The sequence below is a fragment of the Streptomyces sp. NPDC046303 genome (assembly GCF_055588085.1).
The window spans coordinates 52,379-67,864 of record NZ_JBVJFA010000006.1 but is presented as its reverse complement, the minus strand read 5'-3'; the positions used below and the strand labels follow the sequence as shown (position 1 = coordinate 67,864).

General features: G+C 71.0%; 14 protein-coding genes. 12 read left to right on the top strand and 2 right to left on the bottom strand.

From position 1 onward, the window contains the following. The first annotated feature begins 78 nt into the window (after positions 1 to 78). From ACZ6I1_RS08390 to ACZ6I1_RS08360, 7 genes are all read left to right on the top strand, one after another. Positions 79 to 567 carry a GPW/gp25 family protein gene (locus ACZ6I1_RS08390; protein ID WP_469284572.1) on the top strand — a complete coding sequence of 163 codons (489 nt, stop codon included), beginning with the start codon at positions 79 to 81 and terminating at the stop codon, positions 565 to 567. Continuing rightward, positions 567 to 2,531, top strand: coding sequence for a putative baseplate assembly protein (locus tag ACZ6I1_RS08385; protein ID WP_469284569.1), 1,965 nt, complete (start codon positions 567 to 569; stop codon positions 2,529 to 2,531). The genes ACZ6I1_RS08390 and ACZ6I1_RS08385 overlap by 1 nt, the downstream gene beginning before the upstream one ends. Next, positions 2,528 to 3,124, top strand: a complete 597-nt coding sequence (locus tag ACZ6I1_RS08380; protein WP_469284568.1) for a phage tail protein — start codon at positions 2,528 to 2,530, stop codon at positions 3,122 to 3,124. The genes ACZ6I1_RS08385 and ACZ6I1_RS08380 overlap by 4 nt, the downstream gene beginning before the upstream one ends. 5 nt (positions 3,125 to 3,129) lie before the next feature. Next, on the top strand, positions 3,130 to 4,284 hold the full coding sequence (locus tag ACZ6I1_RS08375) for an NADase-type glycan-binding domain-containing protein (protein ID WP_469284566.1): 1,155 nt from the start codon (positions 3,130 to 3,132) through the stop codon (positions 4,282 to 4,284). A 352-nt stretch (positions 4,285 to 4,636) separates the two neighbouring features. After that, positions 4,637 to 5,014 carry a peptidase inhibitor family I36 protein gene (locus ACZ6I1_RS08370; RefSeq protein WP_469284564.1) on the top strand — a complete coding sequence of 126 codons (378 nt, stop codon included), beginning with the start codon at positions 4,637 to 4,639 and terminating at the stop codon, positions 5,012 to 5,014. A 126-nt stretch (positions 5,015 to 5,140) separates the two neighbouring features. Then, complete coding sequence (locus ACZ6I1_RS08365; RefSeq protein ID WP_469284561.1) at positions 5,141 to 5,959, top strand: hypothetical protein; 819 nt, start codon at positions 5,141 to 5,143, stop codon at positions 5,957 to 5,959. Between the two features lie 254 nt (positions 5,960 to 6,213). Further along, on the top strand, positions 6,214 to 6,693 hold the full coding sequence (locus ACZ6I1_RS08360) for a DUF5709 domain-containing protein (protein ID WP_469284559.1): 480 nt from the start codon (positions 6,214 to 6,216) through the stop codon (positions 6,691 to 6,693). A 68-nt stretch (positions 6,694 to 6,761) separates the two neighbouring features. Here the strand turns inward: ACZ6I1_RS08360 and ACZ6I1_RS08355 are convergent, their stop codons facing one another. Further along, entirely contained in the window at positions 6,762 to 7,694 is a 933-nt protein-coding gene (locus ACZ6I1_RS08355; RefSeq protein WP_469284556.1) for an MBL fold metallo-hydrolase, read from the bottom strand. 86 nt (positions 7,695 to 7,780) lie between these two features. Between ACZ6I1_RS08355 and ACZ6I1_RS08350 the strand changes: the two genes are divergently transcribed. The 5 genes from ACZ6I1_RS08350 to ACZ6I1_RS08330 all read left to right on the top strand — a co-directional run bounded on the left by ACZ6I1_RS08350 (position 7,781) and on the right by ACZ6I1_RS08330 (position 12,798). Next, complete coding sequence (locus tag ACZ6I1_RS08350) at positions 7,781 to 8,713, top strand: cupin domain-containing protein (RefSeq protein ID WP_469284553.1); 933 nt, start codon at positions 7,781 to 7,783, stop codon at positions 8,711 to 8,713. A gap of 409 nt (positions 8,714 to 9,122) precedes the next feature. Continuing rightward, on the top strand, positions 9,123 to 10,145 hold the full coding sequence (locus ACZ6I1_RS08345) for a glycosyltransferase (RefSeq protein ID WP_469284551.1): 1,023 nt from the start codon (positions 9,123 to 9,125) through the stop codon (positions 10,143 to 10,145). After that, on the top strand, positions 10,138 to 11,031 hold the full coding sequence (locus ACZ6I1_RS08340; RefSeq protein WP_469284549.1) for an alpha/beta fold hydrolase: 894 nt from the start codon (positions 10,138 to 10,140) through the stop codon (positions 11,029 to 11,031). The genes ACZ6I1_RS08345 and ACZ6I1_RS08340 overlap by 8 nt, the downstream gene beginning before the upstream one ends. Beyond that, on the top strand, positions 11,015 to 11,644 hold the full coding sequence (locus tag ACZ6I1_RS08335; RefSeq protein WP_469284547.1) for an HAD-IA family hydrolase: 630 nt from the start codon (positions 11,015 to 11,017) through the stop codon (positions 11,642 to 11,644). Before ACZ6I1_RS08340 ends, ACZ6I1_RS08335 begins: the two co-directional genes overlap by 17 nt. Beyond that, positions 11,641 to 12,798, top strand: coding sequence for an MFS transporter (locus tag ACZ6I1_RS08330; protein ID WP_469284545.1), 1,158 nt, complete (start codon positions 11,641 to 11,643; stop codon positions 12,796 to 12,798). Before ACZ6I1_RS08335 ends, ACZ6I1_RS08330 begins: the two co-directional genes overlap by 4 nt. Positions 12,799 to 12,872: 74 nt before the next feature. Here the strand turns inward: ACZ6I1_RS08330 and ACZ6I1_RS08325 are convergent, their stop codons facing one another. Beyond that, positions 12,873 to 15,254 carry a non-reducing end alpha-L-arabinofuranosidase family hydrolase gene (locus tag ACZ6I1_RS08325; RefSeq protein WP_469284543.1) on the bottom strand — a complete coding sequence of 794 codons (2,382 nt, stop codon included), beginning with the start codon at positions 15,252 to 15,254 and terminating at the stop codon, positions 12,873 to 12,875. Positions 15,255 to 15,486 lie beyond the last annotated feature (232 nt).

The window sequence follows — 15,486 nt, the reverse complement described above, 5'->3', positions numbered from 1 at the left end:
GCGCGGGGGCGCGGGGCGCGAGGAGCGCGGGGCGCGCAGGGCGGCGGGGCGATTTTCGAACTTTGAGGGAATGAGCGGATGAGCGAGCACTTCGTCGGGGCCGGCTGGGCCTTCCCGATGCGGACCGATCCGGGCGGGGCCATCGCGCTGGCCCGCCGGGACCGTGAGGTGGAGGAGGCGATGCGACTGGTCCTGGCGACGGCCCCGGGCGAACGGCCGATGCGGCCGGAGTTCGGCTGCGCGGTGCACGACCTGGTCTTCGCGCCGGCCAACGACGCGACGGCCGGGCGGATCCGGTACGAGGTCCGCACCGCCCTGGACCGCTGGGAACCGCGGATCGAGGTACGCGAGGTGACGGTGACCCCGGCGCCGGACGATCCCACCGTGCTGCACATCGACGTGCGGTACACGGTGCGCGGCACCAACAACCCGCGCAGCCTCGTCTTCCCCTTCTACGTGATCCCCGCCGAGGGCGGCGAGGCGTCGGACGCGGACGCCGCGGCCGCCGCGGACGCCCCCCACTTCACGACCGGCTCCCCGGCCCCCAGCGAAAGCGGACGCAACTGATGGCCTTGCCCGCACCCCGGCTCGACGACCGGCACTTCCAGCAGTTCGTGGACGACGCCAAGCGGTACATCCAGCGGCGCTGTCCCGAGTGGAGCGATCACAACGTGTCCGATCCGGGCGTCACTCTGATCGAAGCCGTGGCCCACATGGCCGATCAGCTGGTCTACCGGCTCAACCGGGTGCCGGAGAAGAACCAGTTGGCCTTCCTCGACCTGCTCGGCATCACTCTCTTCCCTCCGTCGGCCGCCCGCGCCCCGGTGACGTTCTGGCTCTCCGCGCCCCAGCCGGAACCGGTGGTGCTGCCCGCCGGGACCGAGGTGGCCACGGGCCGCACGGAGACCGACGAAGCGGTGGTGTTCGCCACCGAGAGGGATCTGACGCTGGTCCCGTGCACCCTTTCCCACCTGCTCTGCCAGGGGGCGGGGGCAGCACCCGTCGACCGCACGCAGGAGGTACGGGCGGGCGTGGACGTGCCCGTGTTCACCGAACTGCCCCAGCCGGGCGACCTGTTGCTGTTCGGTCTGTCGGCGGCGCTTCCCGGCTGCGCGGCGGTCCTGCGGGTGGACAGCCGGGTCGACGGCGTGGGAGTGGACCCACGCCAGCCCCCACTGGTGTGGGAGGCGTGGACGCCCGACGGATGGGCGGGGTGCGAGGTCTCTTCCGACTCCACGGGCGGCCTCAACCGGCCGGGTGAAGTGGTGCTGCACCTGCCGTCGGGGCACGCCCTGTCCCGCCTGGGCGGACTGGAGGCCGGATGGGTGCGCTGCCGGGTGACGGCCGCCCGGCCGGGACAGCCGTTCTACACCTCCTCGCCGACCGCACGGGACGCGGACGCCTTCACCATCGGGGGTACGGTCACCGCCTCGCACGCCGAGTTCGTGCGCGAGGAGCCGCTCGGCGAGGCCGAGGGCGTGCCCGGACACCGGGTGCGCCTCGCACACGTACCGGTGGTGGGCGAGGTACTGCTCGACGTCTCCGACGGCGCGGGCTGGCAGCGGTGGCGGCAGGTCCCCGACTTCTCGGCCTCCGCTCCCGGGGAGCGGCACTTCACGCTGGACGCGACGACCGGCGAGATCGCCTTCGGCCCGGCGGTGCGGGAACCCGACGGCTCGCTGCGGCAGTTCGGCGCGGTCCCGGCCAAGGGGGCGGCCGTACGGGCGACCCGCTACGGAGTGGGCGGCGGCCGCGGCGGGAACGTGGCGCGGGGCGCGATCCAGGTCCTGCGCAGCTCCATCCCGTACATCGGACACGTGGAGAACCGCGAAGCGGCCCGGGGCGGGGTCGACGGGGAGACGGTCGAGGAGGCCCGGCTGCGGGCGCCGATCGCCCTGCGCGCGCAGGAGCGGGCGGTGACCGCGCGGGACTACGAGGAGCTGACCCGGCGGGCCGCCCCGGAGGCGGCCCGGATCCACTGCCTGGACGCCGGCACGGAGGCCCCGGCCGACGCGGCCGCCATCGGGGAGAACGCAGTGCGCGTTCTGGTGGTTCCGCAGGCCGTGACGGACCGCGGCGGCCGGCTGCGCTTCGAGCAGCTGGTACCGGGCGACGAACTGCTGTCCCGGATCACCCGGTTCCTCGACGAGCGCCGCCCGCTGGGGACCCGGCTGGCGGTCGGGCCGCCCTTCTACCAGGGGGTGACCGTGGTGGCCACCGTCCACGGCTACCGGGCGGCTACCGCGGACCTGGTACGGGAGACGGCACTCGACGCCTTGTATTCGTACCTGGATCCGCTGACGGGCGGATCGGACGGCCGGGGCTGGCCCTTCGGCCGGTCGCTGCGGGCGGGGGAGATCTTCGCGGCCCTCCAGCGGGTGCCGGGCGTGGAGCTCGTCGACGAGGTCCTGTTGCATCCGGCCGACCCGCTGACCGGACGCCGCGGCGACGCCACGGACCGGGTCGATCTCGGTCCTTCGGCGCTGCTCTTCCCCTTCGACCACCGCGTCCGCGTGATCGAGGCCCTGTGAGCGGCGACCGCCGCCCGAGCGCGCGCGGCGCCCTGGACGGGCTGGAGTCGCCGCGTCCGCTGGGTCTCGCGCTGCCCGCCGTCTACGCGGACGACGATCTGGCGCAGCGATTCGTCACGGGGCTGGACGCGATGCTGGCGCCCGTGTTCAACGTACTCGACTGCCTGGAGGCGTACTTCGACCCGGCGCTCGCACCGGCCGACTTCGTCGACTGGCTCGCGGACTGGGTCGGAGCGGAGCTCGGCGGCGATGAACCGGTGGAGATGCGCCGGCACGCCGTGGCCACCGCGACCGCCCTGCACCGGCGGCGTGGAACCCGGCACGGTCTGGCCGAAGCGGTGCGACTGTGCTTCGGGGTGCCGCCCGAGATCACCGAGAGTGGGGGCGCCGCCTGGTCGGCCAGGCCGCTCGGGCCGTTTCCGGGCGACCCGCGGGCGGCGCTGCACGTCGCCGTACGGCTGCGGGACCCGCGGCCGCGCGACCGGCACCGGCTGCACGCCGTCGTCGCGGCGGCCCGGCCGGCGCACCTGCCCTTCACGGCCGAGGTACTGGCCGCCGTCCCGCTCGACTCCTTTGTTCCGGAAGGGAACTGACCACGATGCCCGAATCCCGGACCACTGCCCCCTGCCCGGAGTGCGCCGCTCCGTCACGTACGACGGGCCAGTCCTTCTGCGACTCGTGCGGCGCCTTCCTGCGCTGGGACACGACCGGCGCCGGCTCCTCGAGAGCGGAGGAGCATCCGGCCGAGGCGGCCACCGCGCCGCTCCCGGTGGTGACCGCGCAGCCCGCCGAGGGGCCCGCCGGATCCCCTTCCGAGGCCTCCCCGTCCCCCTTGGTGGGTGACTCGGGGGCCGGTGACTCCCGGGCTGACGACTCCGCGGCCGGTGACTCCGGGGCCGGTGACTCGGGGGCCGACGCCGCCCGCGCGCTGCTCGTGCCCGTACCGGCCGCCGAGGGGGCCCACGGGCCGGCCGAGCGGCCCGGTGGCGTCCTGCCCGGGCGGCCCGAGGCGGCTCGTCCGCACGTACGGTCCCCGCAGCCGGCTGCGGCGGCCCAGCAGGGCCCGCCCTGTCCGGCCTGTGCCACGGCCAACGCACCCCACCGTTCCTTCTGCCGTTCGTGCGCGGCTCCCCTGGGTACCCGGCCCGAGGCGGCGGGCGAGGGCCCCTTCGCGGGCCAGCGGCCGCCGCTGCGCCGGGAGCGGCGCAGGTGGATCGTGAGGGCCGTGGTGGTGTCGGCCGTCGTCCTGGTGGCGGTGGGTGGCCTGATCGGGGGGCCGCCGGCCGCTCGCGCGGTCCAGGACCACTTCGCGAAGCGCGTCGCGGTGCGCCCCACCGCCTGGAACGCCTCCCACTCCGCCGACGGCCGCGGCCCCGAGCTGGCCTTCGACCACTACTCCAACACCTGGTGGGGTACGGGGTACGCCGGCGACTCCAACGGCCAGCACCTCCAAGCGGACTTCGCCCAGCCCGTGGACCTCCTGGCAGTGCTCATCACACCCGGCACTTCCAAGCGCCCCGGCCAGGCCGCCGACCAGGCCCGCCCCCAGGAGGTGGACCTGCTCGTGACCGACTCGGCCGGCCGCACCCGCACCACGCACAAGACCCTCAACGACGGCGGCGTCCAGCGCGTCGACCTCCGGGGCCGCGACACGGTGTCGGTGCGCATCGTCCTGCGCTCGGCGTACGGCAGCGGCCAGGACCGTCAAGTAGCCGTAGCCGAAGTCGAGTTCTTCGGCCGCTCCCGCACCTGACGCGCCGTCGGCCGCACGCGGGTGACGAAGACGTGATTCGCGAGAGGACTGCAACCTCGCGGGCGGCGTCGGCGAGGAGTGCGGCGGCCTCCGGCGAGGACGCGGCAGCGGCCCGCCGTGGCTCCATCAGGCCCAACGGGCCGAAAAGGCACGGACCCAGCGAAACCGCCTCGGGTCCGCTTGGCTCCAAGTCCGTTTTCCACGGGGATTGTTGATCACCTATGCACCGTCACCTACACTCGGCACGGACAGAGCCGGCCGGGTCCGAGCGTGCCACACTCGGGATCACAACTCCCGTTGCTGATTCAGGATTTGGCACCGGCAAGCGAACACCACGACATGGGGGACAACCATGCGCATGAAGCGCGCCCTGGCACTCTTGGCCGCCACCGCCGGCCTCACCCTCGGAATGGCCACCCCTGCGAGCGCGTACGCGTGCCAGACCGGCTATTTCTGCTTCTACTACAACTCCAACCAGGCCGGCGCACGGTGGATGACGGACACCAATTACGCCAACCTCGCGGGAGAAACCTTCAGCACGTGGGCCGCGGGAGAGGGCGAGCCGGTGAAGAACAACGCCGCATCCGCCCAGAACGCATCAAGCTACTGCTACAGGGTTTACTACAACTCGAACTACGCCGGCCCGTACGACACCGTCACGGCGTACTCGTCCAGGAACCTCGTGAACACGTACAACAACAACGCTTCCGTCCGAAGCATAATTTGCTGAGCATTGCCGCCCGGATCGAGGAAGGGTGTTCTGCCACCGCAATCGCGGCGGCAGAACACCCTTCCTTGCTGTCAGTAGAGGGATCCAGTGAAGTTGATTTCCCCTTCCTCCAGAGCGCGGGCGGGCATGGCAGCACTCCTGCTCCCGCTCCTCGCCGCATGCTCGGCCGATGCCGGGGAAACTCCAGGTCGGGCCGCGGTGCACCAGCTCAACGACAGTAAGGCCCTCACGCTCCCCCTGGACGAGTACTTGCTGACGACAACCGACCTGGACGTACTCTCCCAGGGGCGCGACTCCCTCATGCAGAGGTGCCTTGCCAGACTGGGCGCCCCCTATACGCCCAAAGCACGGGAAAACGTCAAGATCGAAACCAACGAGCGCCGCTACGGACTGGCCGATGCGGAACTCGCAAAGGAACACGGATATCACATGCCCGGCGGAGAAAAACCCGCCGAAGATTATCCACCATCAGTGATTCCGCTGATCAGGGGCGAGATATCCACCCACAACGGCACTCCCGTACCTGAAGGCGGGTGCGCAGGCGAAGCGCAGAGAGAACTTCACGAGGCTGAGATGCAGAAGGGCCTGAGCACTGCCCAGAAGCTCAACATGGAAGGTTACGTGAAGTCACAGAAGGATCCTGCGGTGACAAAGGCGAGCGAAGAATGGTCACAATGCATGAGTGAATCCGGACACAAATATCCGGATCCCCTCTCCGCAATAAATGACCAAGAGTTCAGTGGCGCGACGTCCAGCCCTCACGAGAAGGAAGTCGCGCTCGCCGACGTGCTGTGCAAGCGGAGAGTCAATCTGATCGGCGTATGGGCCGACGCTGAAAGTACGTACCAGCAGGCAATGATCAAGTCGAATGCGAGCATTTTGGCAGAGCATCTGCTCGCCAAACAGAAGACCATGTCACTCGCGAGGACGGCCATCGGCCAATAGGGGGCCGATGGGGCAGGGCGCAGTGGCCGGTGGTCGGTGGCCGGTGGCCGCGATGACTCTCTCGGCACCCGGCCTCGACCGACCGGTGCGCAGGTATGCCGGGGAGGTCAGGGGGTAGGCGCACGGTCCAGCTTCCATCAGCGGGCCGGGTACCGCAGCCCGGCACCGCCGCCGGTTTGCTGCACGAGGCCACCGTCGAGGCCGTACGCGGCGAGGCGCAGGAGTCGGCACGACCGATTCGGCAGGAGAGTGTCATGGGTGACGATCAGATGGCTGATGACGTGTACCAGCCCACGGGCACCAACGAGGAGCAGGAGGACGCGGCGCCGCTGGACCTGCAGAACGCCGTGGACGAGCGCACCTACGACGACATGCTGGACGAGGGCTACTCGCCTCCGGAAAAGCCGCTGGGCGTGACGAAGCACGGCACGACCGCGGCCGAGCAGCACGAGGGCGAGTCGCTGGACGAACGGCTGGCTCAGGAGGTCCCCGAAACGGCCCAGGACCCGGGCGACGGTCTGGGCGATCTGCCCGGCGGTGAGGGAGAGCCCTTGGACGCCGAGATCGGCGGGGCCCGCGCCGGCCGTCTGACGGCTCCGGACGAGGGTGCGCACACCGACACCACCAAGGAACTCGTCGCGGAGGACCACGGTGTGGACGGCGGGGCGGCGAGTGCGGAGGAAGCGGCGATGCACGTCGTCGAGCCCGAGCCCGGGCCGGACGAAGGCGAGTAACGGAGCGTACCGCACGCCACACGCACCGTCGCCACCGTACGCGTCGCCCTGGATCACGGTCCGGTCTCCTACCGGCGGGCGAGGGCGAAGGCTGCGCCGTCCCGGCGGACCTCCAGCGCGCCGGAGCCGCCGAAGTGGGCGGGAACCACCAGCTCCCGGTCGTCCGCGGCCCGTTCGAGGATCCGCCTGCGGGTGGCCACCGCCTGATCCGCGTCCAGGCAGAAGCAGCTGTTGCAGGTGGGGCGCAGGATCTGGACGGGGCTGTGCAGGAGGTCGCCGACGAAGACCGCCCGGTCGCCGCCGGACGCGAGGCGCACGACGCTGGAGCCGGGGGTGTGGCCGGGGGCGGACTCCAGGGTGAGGTGTTCGTCGATGCGGTGCACGCCGTCCCAGAGGACGGCCTGGCCGGCCCGGTGGACGGGCGCGACGCTGTCCTCGTAGATGAGCCGGTCGTCCTGGCGCAGACCCTTCGCGTACCCGTTGTCCGGGCCGAAGTGGAATTCGTCGGCTGCCGGGATGAGGTACTCGGCGTTCGGGAAAGTGGGCACCCATGCCCCGTCGACCTCGTGGGTGTTCCAGCCGACGTGATCGGCGTGCAGGTGGGTGTTGACGACGGTGTCGACGTCCTGTGGACGGATACCGGCCCGTGCGAGTCGTGCGAGGAAGTCCCCCTGCCAGTGGTGGAACTGCGGGGAGTCGGGGCGCTCGCGCCCGTTGCCGACTCCGGTGTCGATGAGGACGGTGCGGCCGGCGCTGCGCAGGATCCAGGTCTGCAGGGCCATCACCGCCATGTCCCCGTCCGGTTGCCAGTGGTCCGGGGCCAGCCAGTCTTCGTTGTCCTTCCATACCTCCGGTCCGGATTCCGGCACGAGGGCCCGGGCGGGGGCGAACGGTCCCGCCCATTCGGTGATCCGGATGACCTCTACGTCCCCCAGCACGATGCGCTGGGAAGTCTCGCTGTCGGTGTGGGTGTCGGTGTCGGTGTCGGTGTCGCTCTTCATGGTTTCGACCCTAGGAGGGGCGCGTGAGCCTCTCAATGCCCGATCGGCTCAAGGGAATACGAGGACGTCTCATCTACCCTGGCCCGATGGACGTGGTGAGCGATGCGATCTCGGCCGTGCGGATCGGGCGGCCCTCCTCGAACCGGGTGCGGGTCGGCGGCCGGTGGTGCACGCGGCTCGCCCCGTACGACGGCGCCGGGTTCCACGTCGTACTGGAGGGCAGTTGCTGGCTGCTGCCCGACGGCGGCTCCCCCGTCGCGCTGCGCGCCGGTGACGCGGCGCTCCTGCCGCACGGGACCGGGCACGTCATCGCCGACGGCCCGTCGGACACGGCGGCGGTGGAACGGGCCGTGCCGTTCGAGCGGTTGGCCGGCCTCCTGGCGGAGCGGCCGGCACAGGACGACGGCTCCGGAGCGGTGGAGATGCTGTGCGGCAAGTACCGGCTCGACCGCAGCCGTGTGCACCCCTTGATGGCGGAGCTGCCGGAGGTCGTCCACCTCCCGAACCGGCCGGGTGCCCATCCCGAACTCCGCGCCGCCATCAGCTTGCTCGGCCGCGAGCTGGACGGGAGGCGGCCGGGCGCCTGCATCGCGGTGCCCAGCCTGCTCGACCTCCTGCTCGTCTACATGGTCCGGTCCTGGATGGAGGAGGCCGGCACCGGGGCGTGGCCCGCCGTGCTGGGGGATCCGGTGACCGCCGCCGCCCTGCGGGCGCTGCACTCGGACCCGGCGGCTCCGTGGACCACCGAGCGCCTGGCGGCCGAGGCGGGGGTGTCCCGGCCGACGCTGGCACGGCGTTTCGCCGCGCTGGTCGGGCGTCCGCCGATGGCGTACCTCACCTGGTGGCGGCTGAACCTCGCCGCCGCTCTGCTCCGGGACACGGCGGACCCGCTGGCGGCGGTGGCCCGCCAGGTGGGGTACGGGACCGCGTACGCGCTCTCGCACGCATTCAGCCGCGAGCTGGGGACGACTCCGGGGCGGTACCGAGCGCGGGCGCGGGCCCTCACCACCCCGCACTGAGCCCGCACTGGCCGGGCATCCTCCCGCCCCGTCATGTCGGCCGCGGGTGACCGCGGGTAGGCGTCACCGATCCCGATCCCGGTCCGGGTGCGATCCCGGTCCCGGTCCGGACTTCCGTGCGTTGTCGCTCGAGCACGCGCAGGCCCGCGCCGCACAAGCCGCTCGACGGTCTTCGGGGCCATGCGGCGGGCGGGAGGCCTCCGGCCCCGCTCAGTGGGCTCTCTAGGGGCGGGCGGGACGGTATCGGGAACCTGCTCGCCGATTCCATTGGAGGCTGGCCCATCCGGCCCGTGCCCGAACCGCACGTGGAGGCACAGCCCGCGCCCCGCCCGCCCGTACGGGCCCGCCGGGGCACGGCATAGGGGCTCCTCTCTGACGCCGTCGCGAGCCCCGTTTCTGACGAAAGGTCATGCGAGCGATGATTATTGCGGCAATTGCAGACAGTGCTCCGGGAACTGGAAACGACACGACGATCCGCCGGATTTCAGCACACCTGTCCCGCTTGGGCCATGAAGTGCGGCTGGTGGAATCCAGTGCCCTCCCGGAGGTCCTCGCCGACGGGGTCGGGGGGCGGAGCTTCGATGCGGCGATCGTCACCCACGCCGTGGCGGCGGGTCAGATCCGGCGCAGCCTGAACGTCCCGTACATCCTCGTGTTCGGCGGCACGGACCTCAACGAGTTCTCCCTGGATCCCGCCCATCTCGCGGTCATGACCGAGGCGGTGGACGGTGCGGACGCATTGGTGGCGTTCAACGACGACTTCGTGCTGCGCTGCATGGCCCTGTGGCCGGACACCATCGGGAAGCTGTACGTGATTCCCCAGGCGGTGGATACCGACCCGTCCGATTTCTCGCTGAAGAACCGGCTCGGCCTGCCGGACGATTCGGAGATCTTCCTCCTGCCGGCGGGGCTCCGCCCCGTGAAGGACCCCCTGTTCCTGACCGGATGTGTGGACGAGTGGCATCGGGAGGACCCCCGCGTGCGCCTGGTCATAGCAGGCGTCTCCTACGACGGGTTTGAAGAGATCGTGCGTCGCCGATGTCTCAGGCACAGCGGTGTCCACTACGCCGGTGCCCTGAACCGCCGGGACCTGCACGCGGCGATGCGGGAGGCCACCGCCGTGCTGAACACCTCGATCAGCGAGTGCAGCCCCAACGCGGTGCTGGAGGCCATGCATCTGGGCGCCCCGGTCATCGCCCGGGACATTCCGGGCAACACCTGCCTGGTGGCCGACGGCATCACCGGCTTGCTGTTCCACAGTCCGGACGAGTTCAGAAAGCAGGCGCAGAGGCTGTTGGAGGACCGTTCGCTGGCGGCCGCCCTGGCGGGCAACGCCCGCCGGATGATCGACAGCAGGCACAGCCTCCCTGACGAGGCCGCCGCGTACGCGCGGCTCCTCGAGCAGGTGGCAAGGAGGAGCGTCCATGCGTGAGACGACGACTGTCCGTCTCCCCGGTCGCGAACTGTTCGTGGAGGCGTTCGGTGAGGAGGGGGATCCCGTGCTCCTCCTGGTCTCCGGCACGGGTGCGTGCATGCTCGCCTGGGACCGGGAGTTCTGTATCCGGCTGGCGGCCGGCCGACGGCGCGTACTGCGCTACGACGGACGGGACACCGGGCGTTCGACCACCTGCCCGCCGGGCTCACCGGACTATGACCTGCATGATCTGGCCTCGGACGCGATCGGCATCCTGGACGCTTACGGTGTCGGCGAGGCCCATCTGGTCGGGCTGTCCCAAGGCGGAGCCGTCAGCCAGCTGATGGCGCTCGCCCATCCCGGCCGTGTGGCATCGCTGACGCTCGTCTCCAGCAGTCCCGGCGACGCGGATCCCGAACGCCCGACCTTGCCGCCCACACCGCTGGAGACCCAGCTCGAACTGCACAACGCGCCCTGGCCACAGTGGTCGGACCACAGCTCGGTCGCGGATTACCTCGTGTTCCTGGACCGGCTGCACGCCGGATCGGGGCGGGACTTCGACGAGGACGCCTCCCGGGACCGGGCGCGCAGGGTGGTCGGGCGGGCAGGGAACATCGAGTCCAGCCTGACCAATCACTACTACGTGGAGCCTGTCGCTCCCTGGCGGAGTCGTCTGCCCGAGATCCGGGTACCCGTGCTGGTCGTCCATGGCGCGCACGACCGGCTCCTCCCCCTGGAACACGGCCTGGCCCTGGCCCGGGAGATCCCGGGCGCGAGGATGCTGACGCTGCCCTCGGGCGGTCATGGTCTGGACCCCGGAGACTGGGCTCCCGTCATCAGCGAGATCCTCGACCACACCCGTCCCGCCGCAGAAGGGTTCCACCCGCATGCTGCTGTCTGCTGAACCCGACATCCGTCTGTCCTGCGACGCGCTGCTGTTCGACATGGACGGAGTGCTGGTCGACTCCCTGCCCACGATCGAGCGCCATCTGCGCGACTGGTCGCTGGAGCACGGCCTGGATCCGGCGAAAGTGCACGAACTGTCGGGCGGTCGTACCACCCGGGAACTGGTACAGCTCGTGGCGCCCGGCTTGGACGCGTCCGCGGAGGAGGCCCGGCTGCTGGTCCGTGAGGTCGAGGACACCGCGGGCATCTCGGCGTCCCCGGGGGCGCGGAGCCTCCTGGCGGATGCCGGGCCCTGGGCAGTGGTGACCTCCGGACGGCGCGTGGTGGCCGAAGCCCGCCTGCACGCCGCGGGCCTGCCCGTACCCGACGTACTGGTGACCGCCGATGACGTGACGGCCGGAAAGCCCGACCCGCAGGGCTATCTTCAGGCGGCCCGCCGCCTGGGCGCAGCGGCCGGCCGGTGCGTGGTACTGGAGGACGCGGCGGCGGGGCTCGCCGCCGGTGCGGCGGCCGGGATGACCACCATCGAGATTCGCCTCGTGCCGGCCGCCCGGCCCCGCCTGGGCGACCACCTCCTCACCGGCCTGGACGCCCTACGAGTCGTGCGGTGACGGACTTCGCACGCTTGCGCCTGGTCTACCTGGTCACCGGTGTGGTCAACGCCCAGTGGGGGGCGTGCCTGCCCGCCCTGGACGCCCGGCTGGACCTGGGTGAGGGCAGGCTGGGCGGGATGCTGCTGGCCATGGGGCTCTCCGCGATGGCGGGCATGACCGCGGCCGGGCACCTGGCCGCGCGTCCGCTGCTCGCGTGGGCCGCTCCCGCCGCCGCCCTGGCCCTCGCCGGCCCGGCCCTCGCGGACGGCTACGGGGCCCTGACGGTCGCGGCCGGGGTCCTCGGGCTGCTCCTGGGCGGCCTCAATGTCGTGCTGACGCTGCACGCTGCCGCTGCCGAGCACGCCCACCAGCAGCCGATCATGTCCCGACTGCACGCCATGTGGACCGTCGGCGCCGTGGGCGGGGGCCTCGCCGTCGCCGCCGCCCTGCAGGCCGGTGTGGGGGTGCAGGCGGTGCTGACCTTCAGCGGACTCGCTCTGGCCGCCGCGATGGGCGTTCTCACCTTCCGGGCCGGGCCGCCCGTTCCGCGTCCCGCCGAGTCGGGCTCCACCGCCCGCCGCAGTCCCCTGCTGGTGGTGGCCATGGGGCTCCTGGGCGCGGCGGCATTCCTTACCGAGGGAGCCGCCACCGACTGGGCCGGGGTCCATGCCCGTCGGGTTCTCGACGTCACTCCGGCCGTGGCGTCCCTGGCCTATACGGCCTTTCTCACGGCCATGACCGCGGTGCGCCTCGCAGGCGACCTCCTCAGCTCCCGCCTGGGTCCGCGCACGACGCTGCGGACGGCGGGGCTCGCCACCGCGACGGGACTGCTGCTCGTGATCTCCTCATCCGCCATGGGCCCGGTCGGCGCCTATGCGGGATGGGCACTGGCCGGTGCCGGGATGGCGCTGATCTGGCCCGTCCTGGCCAGCACCGCCGGCCACGGGACGCCCCGCCAGCTCTCGACGATCACCACACTCAGCTACAGCGGCAGCCTGGTCGGCCCCGCCGCCATCGCCGCCATCGCCGCCTCCACCTCCCTGCCCGCCGCTCTCGCGCTTCCCGCGGCGCTCGCCGCGCTCCTCGCGCTGACCGGCCCCTGTGTCCTTGCCGCATGGATCAGCACCACACCCGCCGCGGGGCGACGGCGAGAACTGCTCGAACAGCGTTGAGAGTCCCGCCTCGGGGTTTCCCGAAGGACCCCAGCCGACGCACGGCTGGGGTTCCTCGATGCGGTGAGTACCGGTCAGCGCTGCAGGGTCAGGACACCCGGCCGGTACGGGAGTTGGTCGTAGGGGCCGTTCGCTGTGGGGGACTTGCCCTGGTAGAGGAACTGCAGGTTGCAGGGGTCGATGGTCATGGTCTGGTCGGGGTTGTTGCGGATCAGGTCACCGTGACTGATGTCGTTGGTCCAGGTGGCACCGCTGTTGGCCTTGCCCGCGAAGGGGTTGCTCTCGCCGGTGGCCTGCGGGGTCCACGAACCGCTCAGGCTGGAAACCGTGAACGAGCGGAAGTAGCGCCCGTTCGCACCCTTCGCCTCGACGATCATGAGGTATTGCTGCTGGCCCTGCACCTTGTAGACCTGCGGCGCCTCGAACAGGTTGGCCTCGGTGTCACTCATGACCGTCGTGTACGACGAGCCGAAGCTGCCCGGGAAGTTCCCGATCGGCATGCTCGCCCGGTAGATCTTGCCGTTGTCACCGGCGAAGAACAGGTACATGTTCTGGTCGTCAGCGATCAGGGTCTGGTCGATCGGGCCGGTCGGGGAGCCGGAGATGCTGCCGGTGAACAGCGGCTGCGGCGCGGACCAGCCGTTGGGGTTGGCGGGGTCGCTCGACGTGCGGTAGATGAACGGCCACGCACCCCACTGGTACGCCAGCACCCAGATGTTCTTGGGCGCGAAGTAGAACAGCGTGGGCGCCACCGTCTTCTGGCTCATCCCGGTCTGGCCGGCCGACGCCATGTCCGACCAGTTCGTGAAGGGGCTGAACATCATCGAGCCGTAGGACGACCCCGCCGCGCTCGACGCGTAGACCAGGCGCTTGCCGTTGTGCATGACGCTGGTGAAGTCCTTGACCGCGGCCCACCCGTTCGCCGGCTGTGCCAAGGCGCCCGTCGACGTCCAGCGGTACGTCGAGGGAAGCGCACACGGACCGCCCGCCGGCGGGGGTGTCGTCGGGGTCGACGTCCCGGGCAGGCCGGTCCACTTCTGGTTGCCACCGGTCCAGCAGGAGTGCAGCTGGATCTTGGTGCGGTTGGCGGTGCCCGCGCCGACGGCGTCGAGGCACAGCCCGGACTGGACGCCGGCGATCGTGCCGTCGGCGTTGAGCTTCCACTGCTGACCGGCGCCGCCGTTGCAGTCGCCGATGACCACCGCGGTGCCGTTGCCGGTGCCCTTGGCCTTGGCCTCCAGGCACTTCTTTCCGTACACCATCAGCTGCTTGCCGGAGGTGTACGTCCAGCGCTGGTTGGCCTGTCCGTGGCAGTCCCACAGCTGCGCCTGGGTGCCGTTGACGGTGGAGAAACCGTTGATGTCGATACAACGACCGGAGCCGACGCCCTTGATCTCCCCCGTACCCGTCCCGCCGGCCGTGCCGCCCGTGGTACCGGGGGCGGCTTTGAGGGCCTTCATGACGGCGGTGTAGGCGGCCTTGGGTTTGCCGTTCTTGTCGAACAGCAGGGGGCTTTCGCCGCTGCGCCAGGAGTCGCTGTCACGGACGCCCCATACCGTGATGCCGGTACAACGGGCCACGGACAAGCAGGCGTTGACCGTGCCGGCGTAGTGGGTGGACGACGCCTGGGCGATGTCCAGCTCGGTGATCTGGACGTCGACGCCCAGGGCGGCGAAGTTTGACAGCGTGGCCTGGAGGCTGGACGGCGGGCCGCCGGCGCCGAAGTGGCTCTGGAAGCCGACGCAGTCGATGGGCACCCCGCGGGACCTGAAGTCCTTGACCATGGCGTAGACGCCCTGGGTCTTGGCGTCGGTCCAGTTCTCGATGTTGTAGTCGTTGTAGCAGAGCTTGGCCGCGGGGTCGGCGGTGCGGGCGGTGCGGAACGCTTCCTCGATGAAGCCGTCGCCCAGCACGTCCTGGAACACCGAGCTGCGGTGCTTGCCGCTGCCTCCGTCGGCGAAGGCCTCGTTGACCACGTCCCAGGCGTAGATCTTGCCCTTGTAGTGGGTCATCTGGGTGGTGATGTGGTGGTTCATCACGCTGCGCAGCGTGTTCGCGTCGCCGATGGAGCCGACCCACGACGGGAGTTGTGAGTGCCAGACCAGGGTGTGTCCGCGCAGCCGCTGGCCGTTCGCCGAAGCCCGGTTGACGATCTTGTCGGCGGCGCCGAAGGTGAACGTGCCGCGGGACGGTTCGATGGCGTCCCACTTCATCTCGTTCTCCGGGGTGATCATGTTGAACTCCCGGTCCGCGATCGCGGCGTACGTCGAGTCACCGAGCCTGCCGGCGGCCACCGCGGTACCGAAGTACCTGCCCGAGGGTGCCGCCTGCGTGCCCAGGGCGGCGGCTCCGGCGGAGCTGGGCAGGAGCGTCACGACACCGGCGATCACCGCTGTGGCCGACACTCCGATCACCACGGTGCGGCGGCGCCGGCCGAGCCGGTGCAGGCCCTTCATGATTCTCCTCGGGGGCCGCGGGTCACCGTGGGTGCCGTGGTCGTGCGCGCATCGGCCGGTACGGCCTGATCCGTCGCGGGTCGGGTGCGGTGCAGGACCCGGGCCCGTTCCTGCGTACCCGTCGCCCGGGGGTCGTGGGTGTGTCGCGTCATTGGTACGGCTTTCTTCAAGGGATACGTCAACGGTCACGTGTGGGGAACTGCCGCGCCGCACTGGCGAGCGGCGGGAAAAA

Bases quoted from the DNA above. Each gene is read 5' to 3' on its own strand.
- ACZ6I1_RS08390 (WP_469284572.1), top strand. From the start codon at position 79: ATGAGCGAGCACTTCGTCGGGGCCGGCTGGGCCTTCCCGATGCGGACC.
- ACZ6I1_RS08385 (WP_469284569.1), top strand. From the start codon at position 567: ATGGCCTTGCCCGCACCCCGGCTCGACGACCGGCACTTCCAGCAGTTC.
- ACZ6I1_RS08375 (WP_469284566.1), top strand. From the start codon at position 3,130: ATGCCCGAATCCCGGACCACTGCCCCCTGCCCGGAGTGCGCCGCTCCG.
- ACZ6I1_RS08370 (WP_469284564.1), top strand. From the start codon at position 4,637: ATGCGCATGAAGCGCGCCCTGGCACTCTTGGCCGCCACCGCCGGCCTC.
- ACZ6I1_RS08365 (WP_469284561.1), top strand. From the start codon at position 5,141: ATGGCAGCACTCCTGCTCCCGCTCCTCGCCGCATGCTCGGCCGATGCC.
- ACZ6I1_RS08360 (WP_469284559.1), top strand. From the start codon at position 6,214: ATGGGTGACGATCAGATGGCTGATGACGTGTACCAGCCCACGGGCACC.
- ACZ6I1_RS08355 (WP_469284556.1), bottom strand. From the start codon at position 7,694: ATGAAGAGCGACACCGACACCGACACCGACACCCACACCGACAGCGAG.
- ACZ6I1_RS08350 (WP_469284553.1), top strand. From the start codon at position 7,781: ATGGACGTGGTGAGCGATGCGATCTCGGCCGTGCGGATCGGGCGGCCC.
- ACZ6I1_RS08345 (WP_469284551.1), top strand. From the start codon at position 9,123: ATGCGAGCGATGATTATTGCGGCAATTGCAGACAGTGCTCCGGGAACT.
- ACZ6I1_RS08340 (WP_469284549.1), top strand. From the start codon at position 10,138: ATGCGTGAGACGACGACTGTCCGTCTCCCCGGTCGCGAACTGTTCGTG.
- ACZ6I1_RS08335 (WP_469284547.1), top strand. From the start codon at position 11,015: ATGCTGCTGTCTGCTGAACCCGACATCCGTCTGTCCTGCGACGCGCTG.
- ACZ6I1_RS08325 (WP_469284543.1), bottom strand. From the start codon at position 15,254: ATGAAGGGCCTGCACCGGCTCGGCCGGCGCCGCCGCACCGTGGTGATC.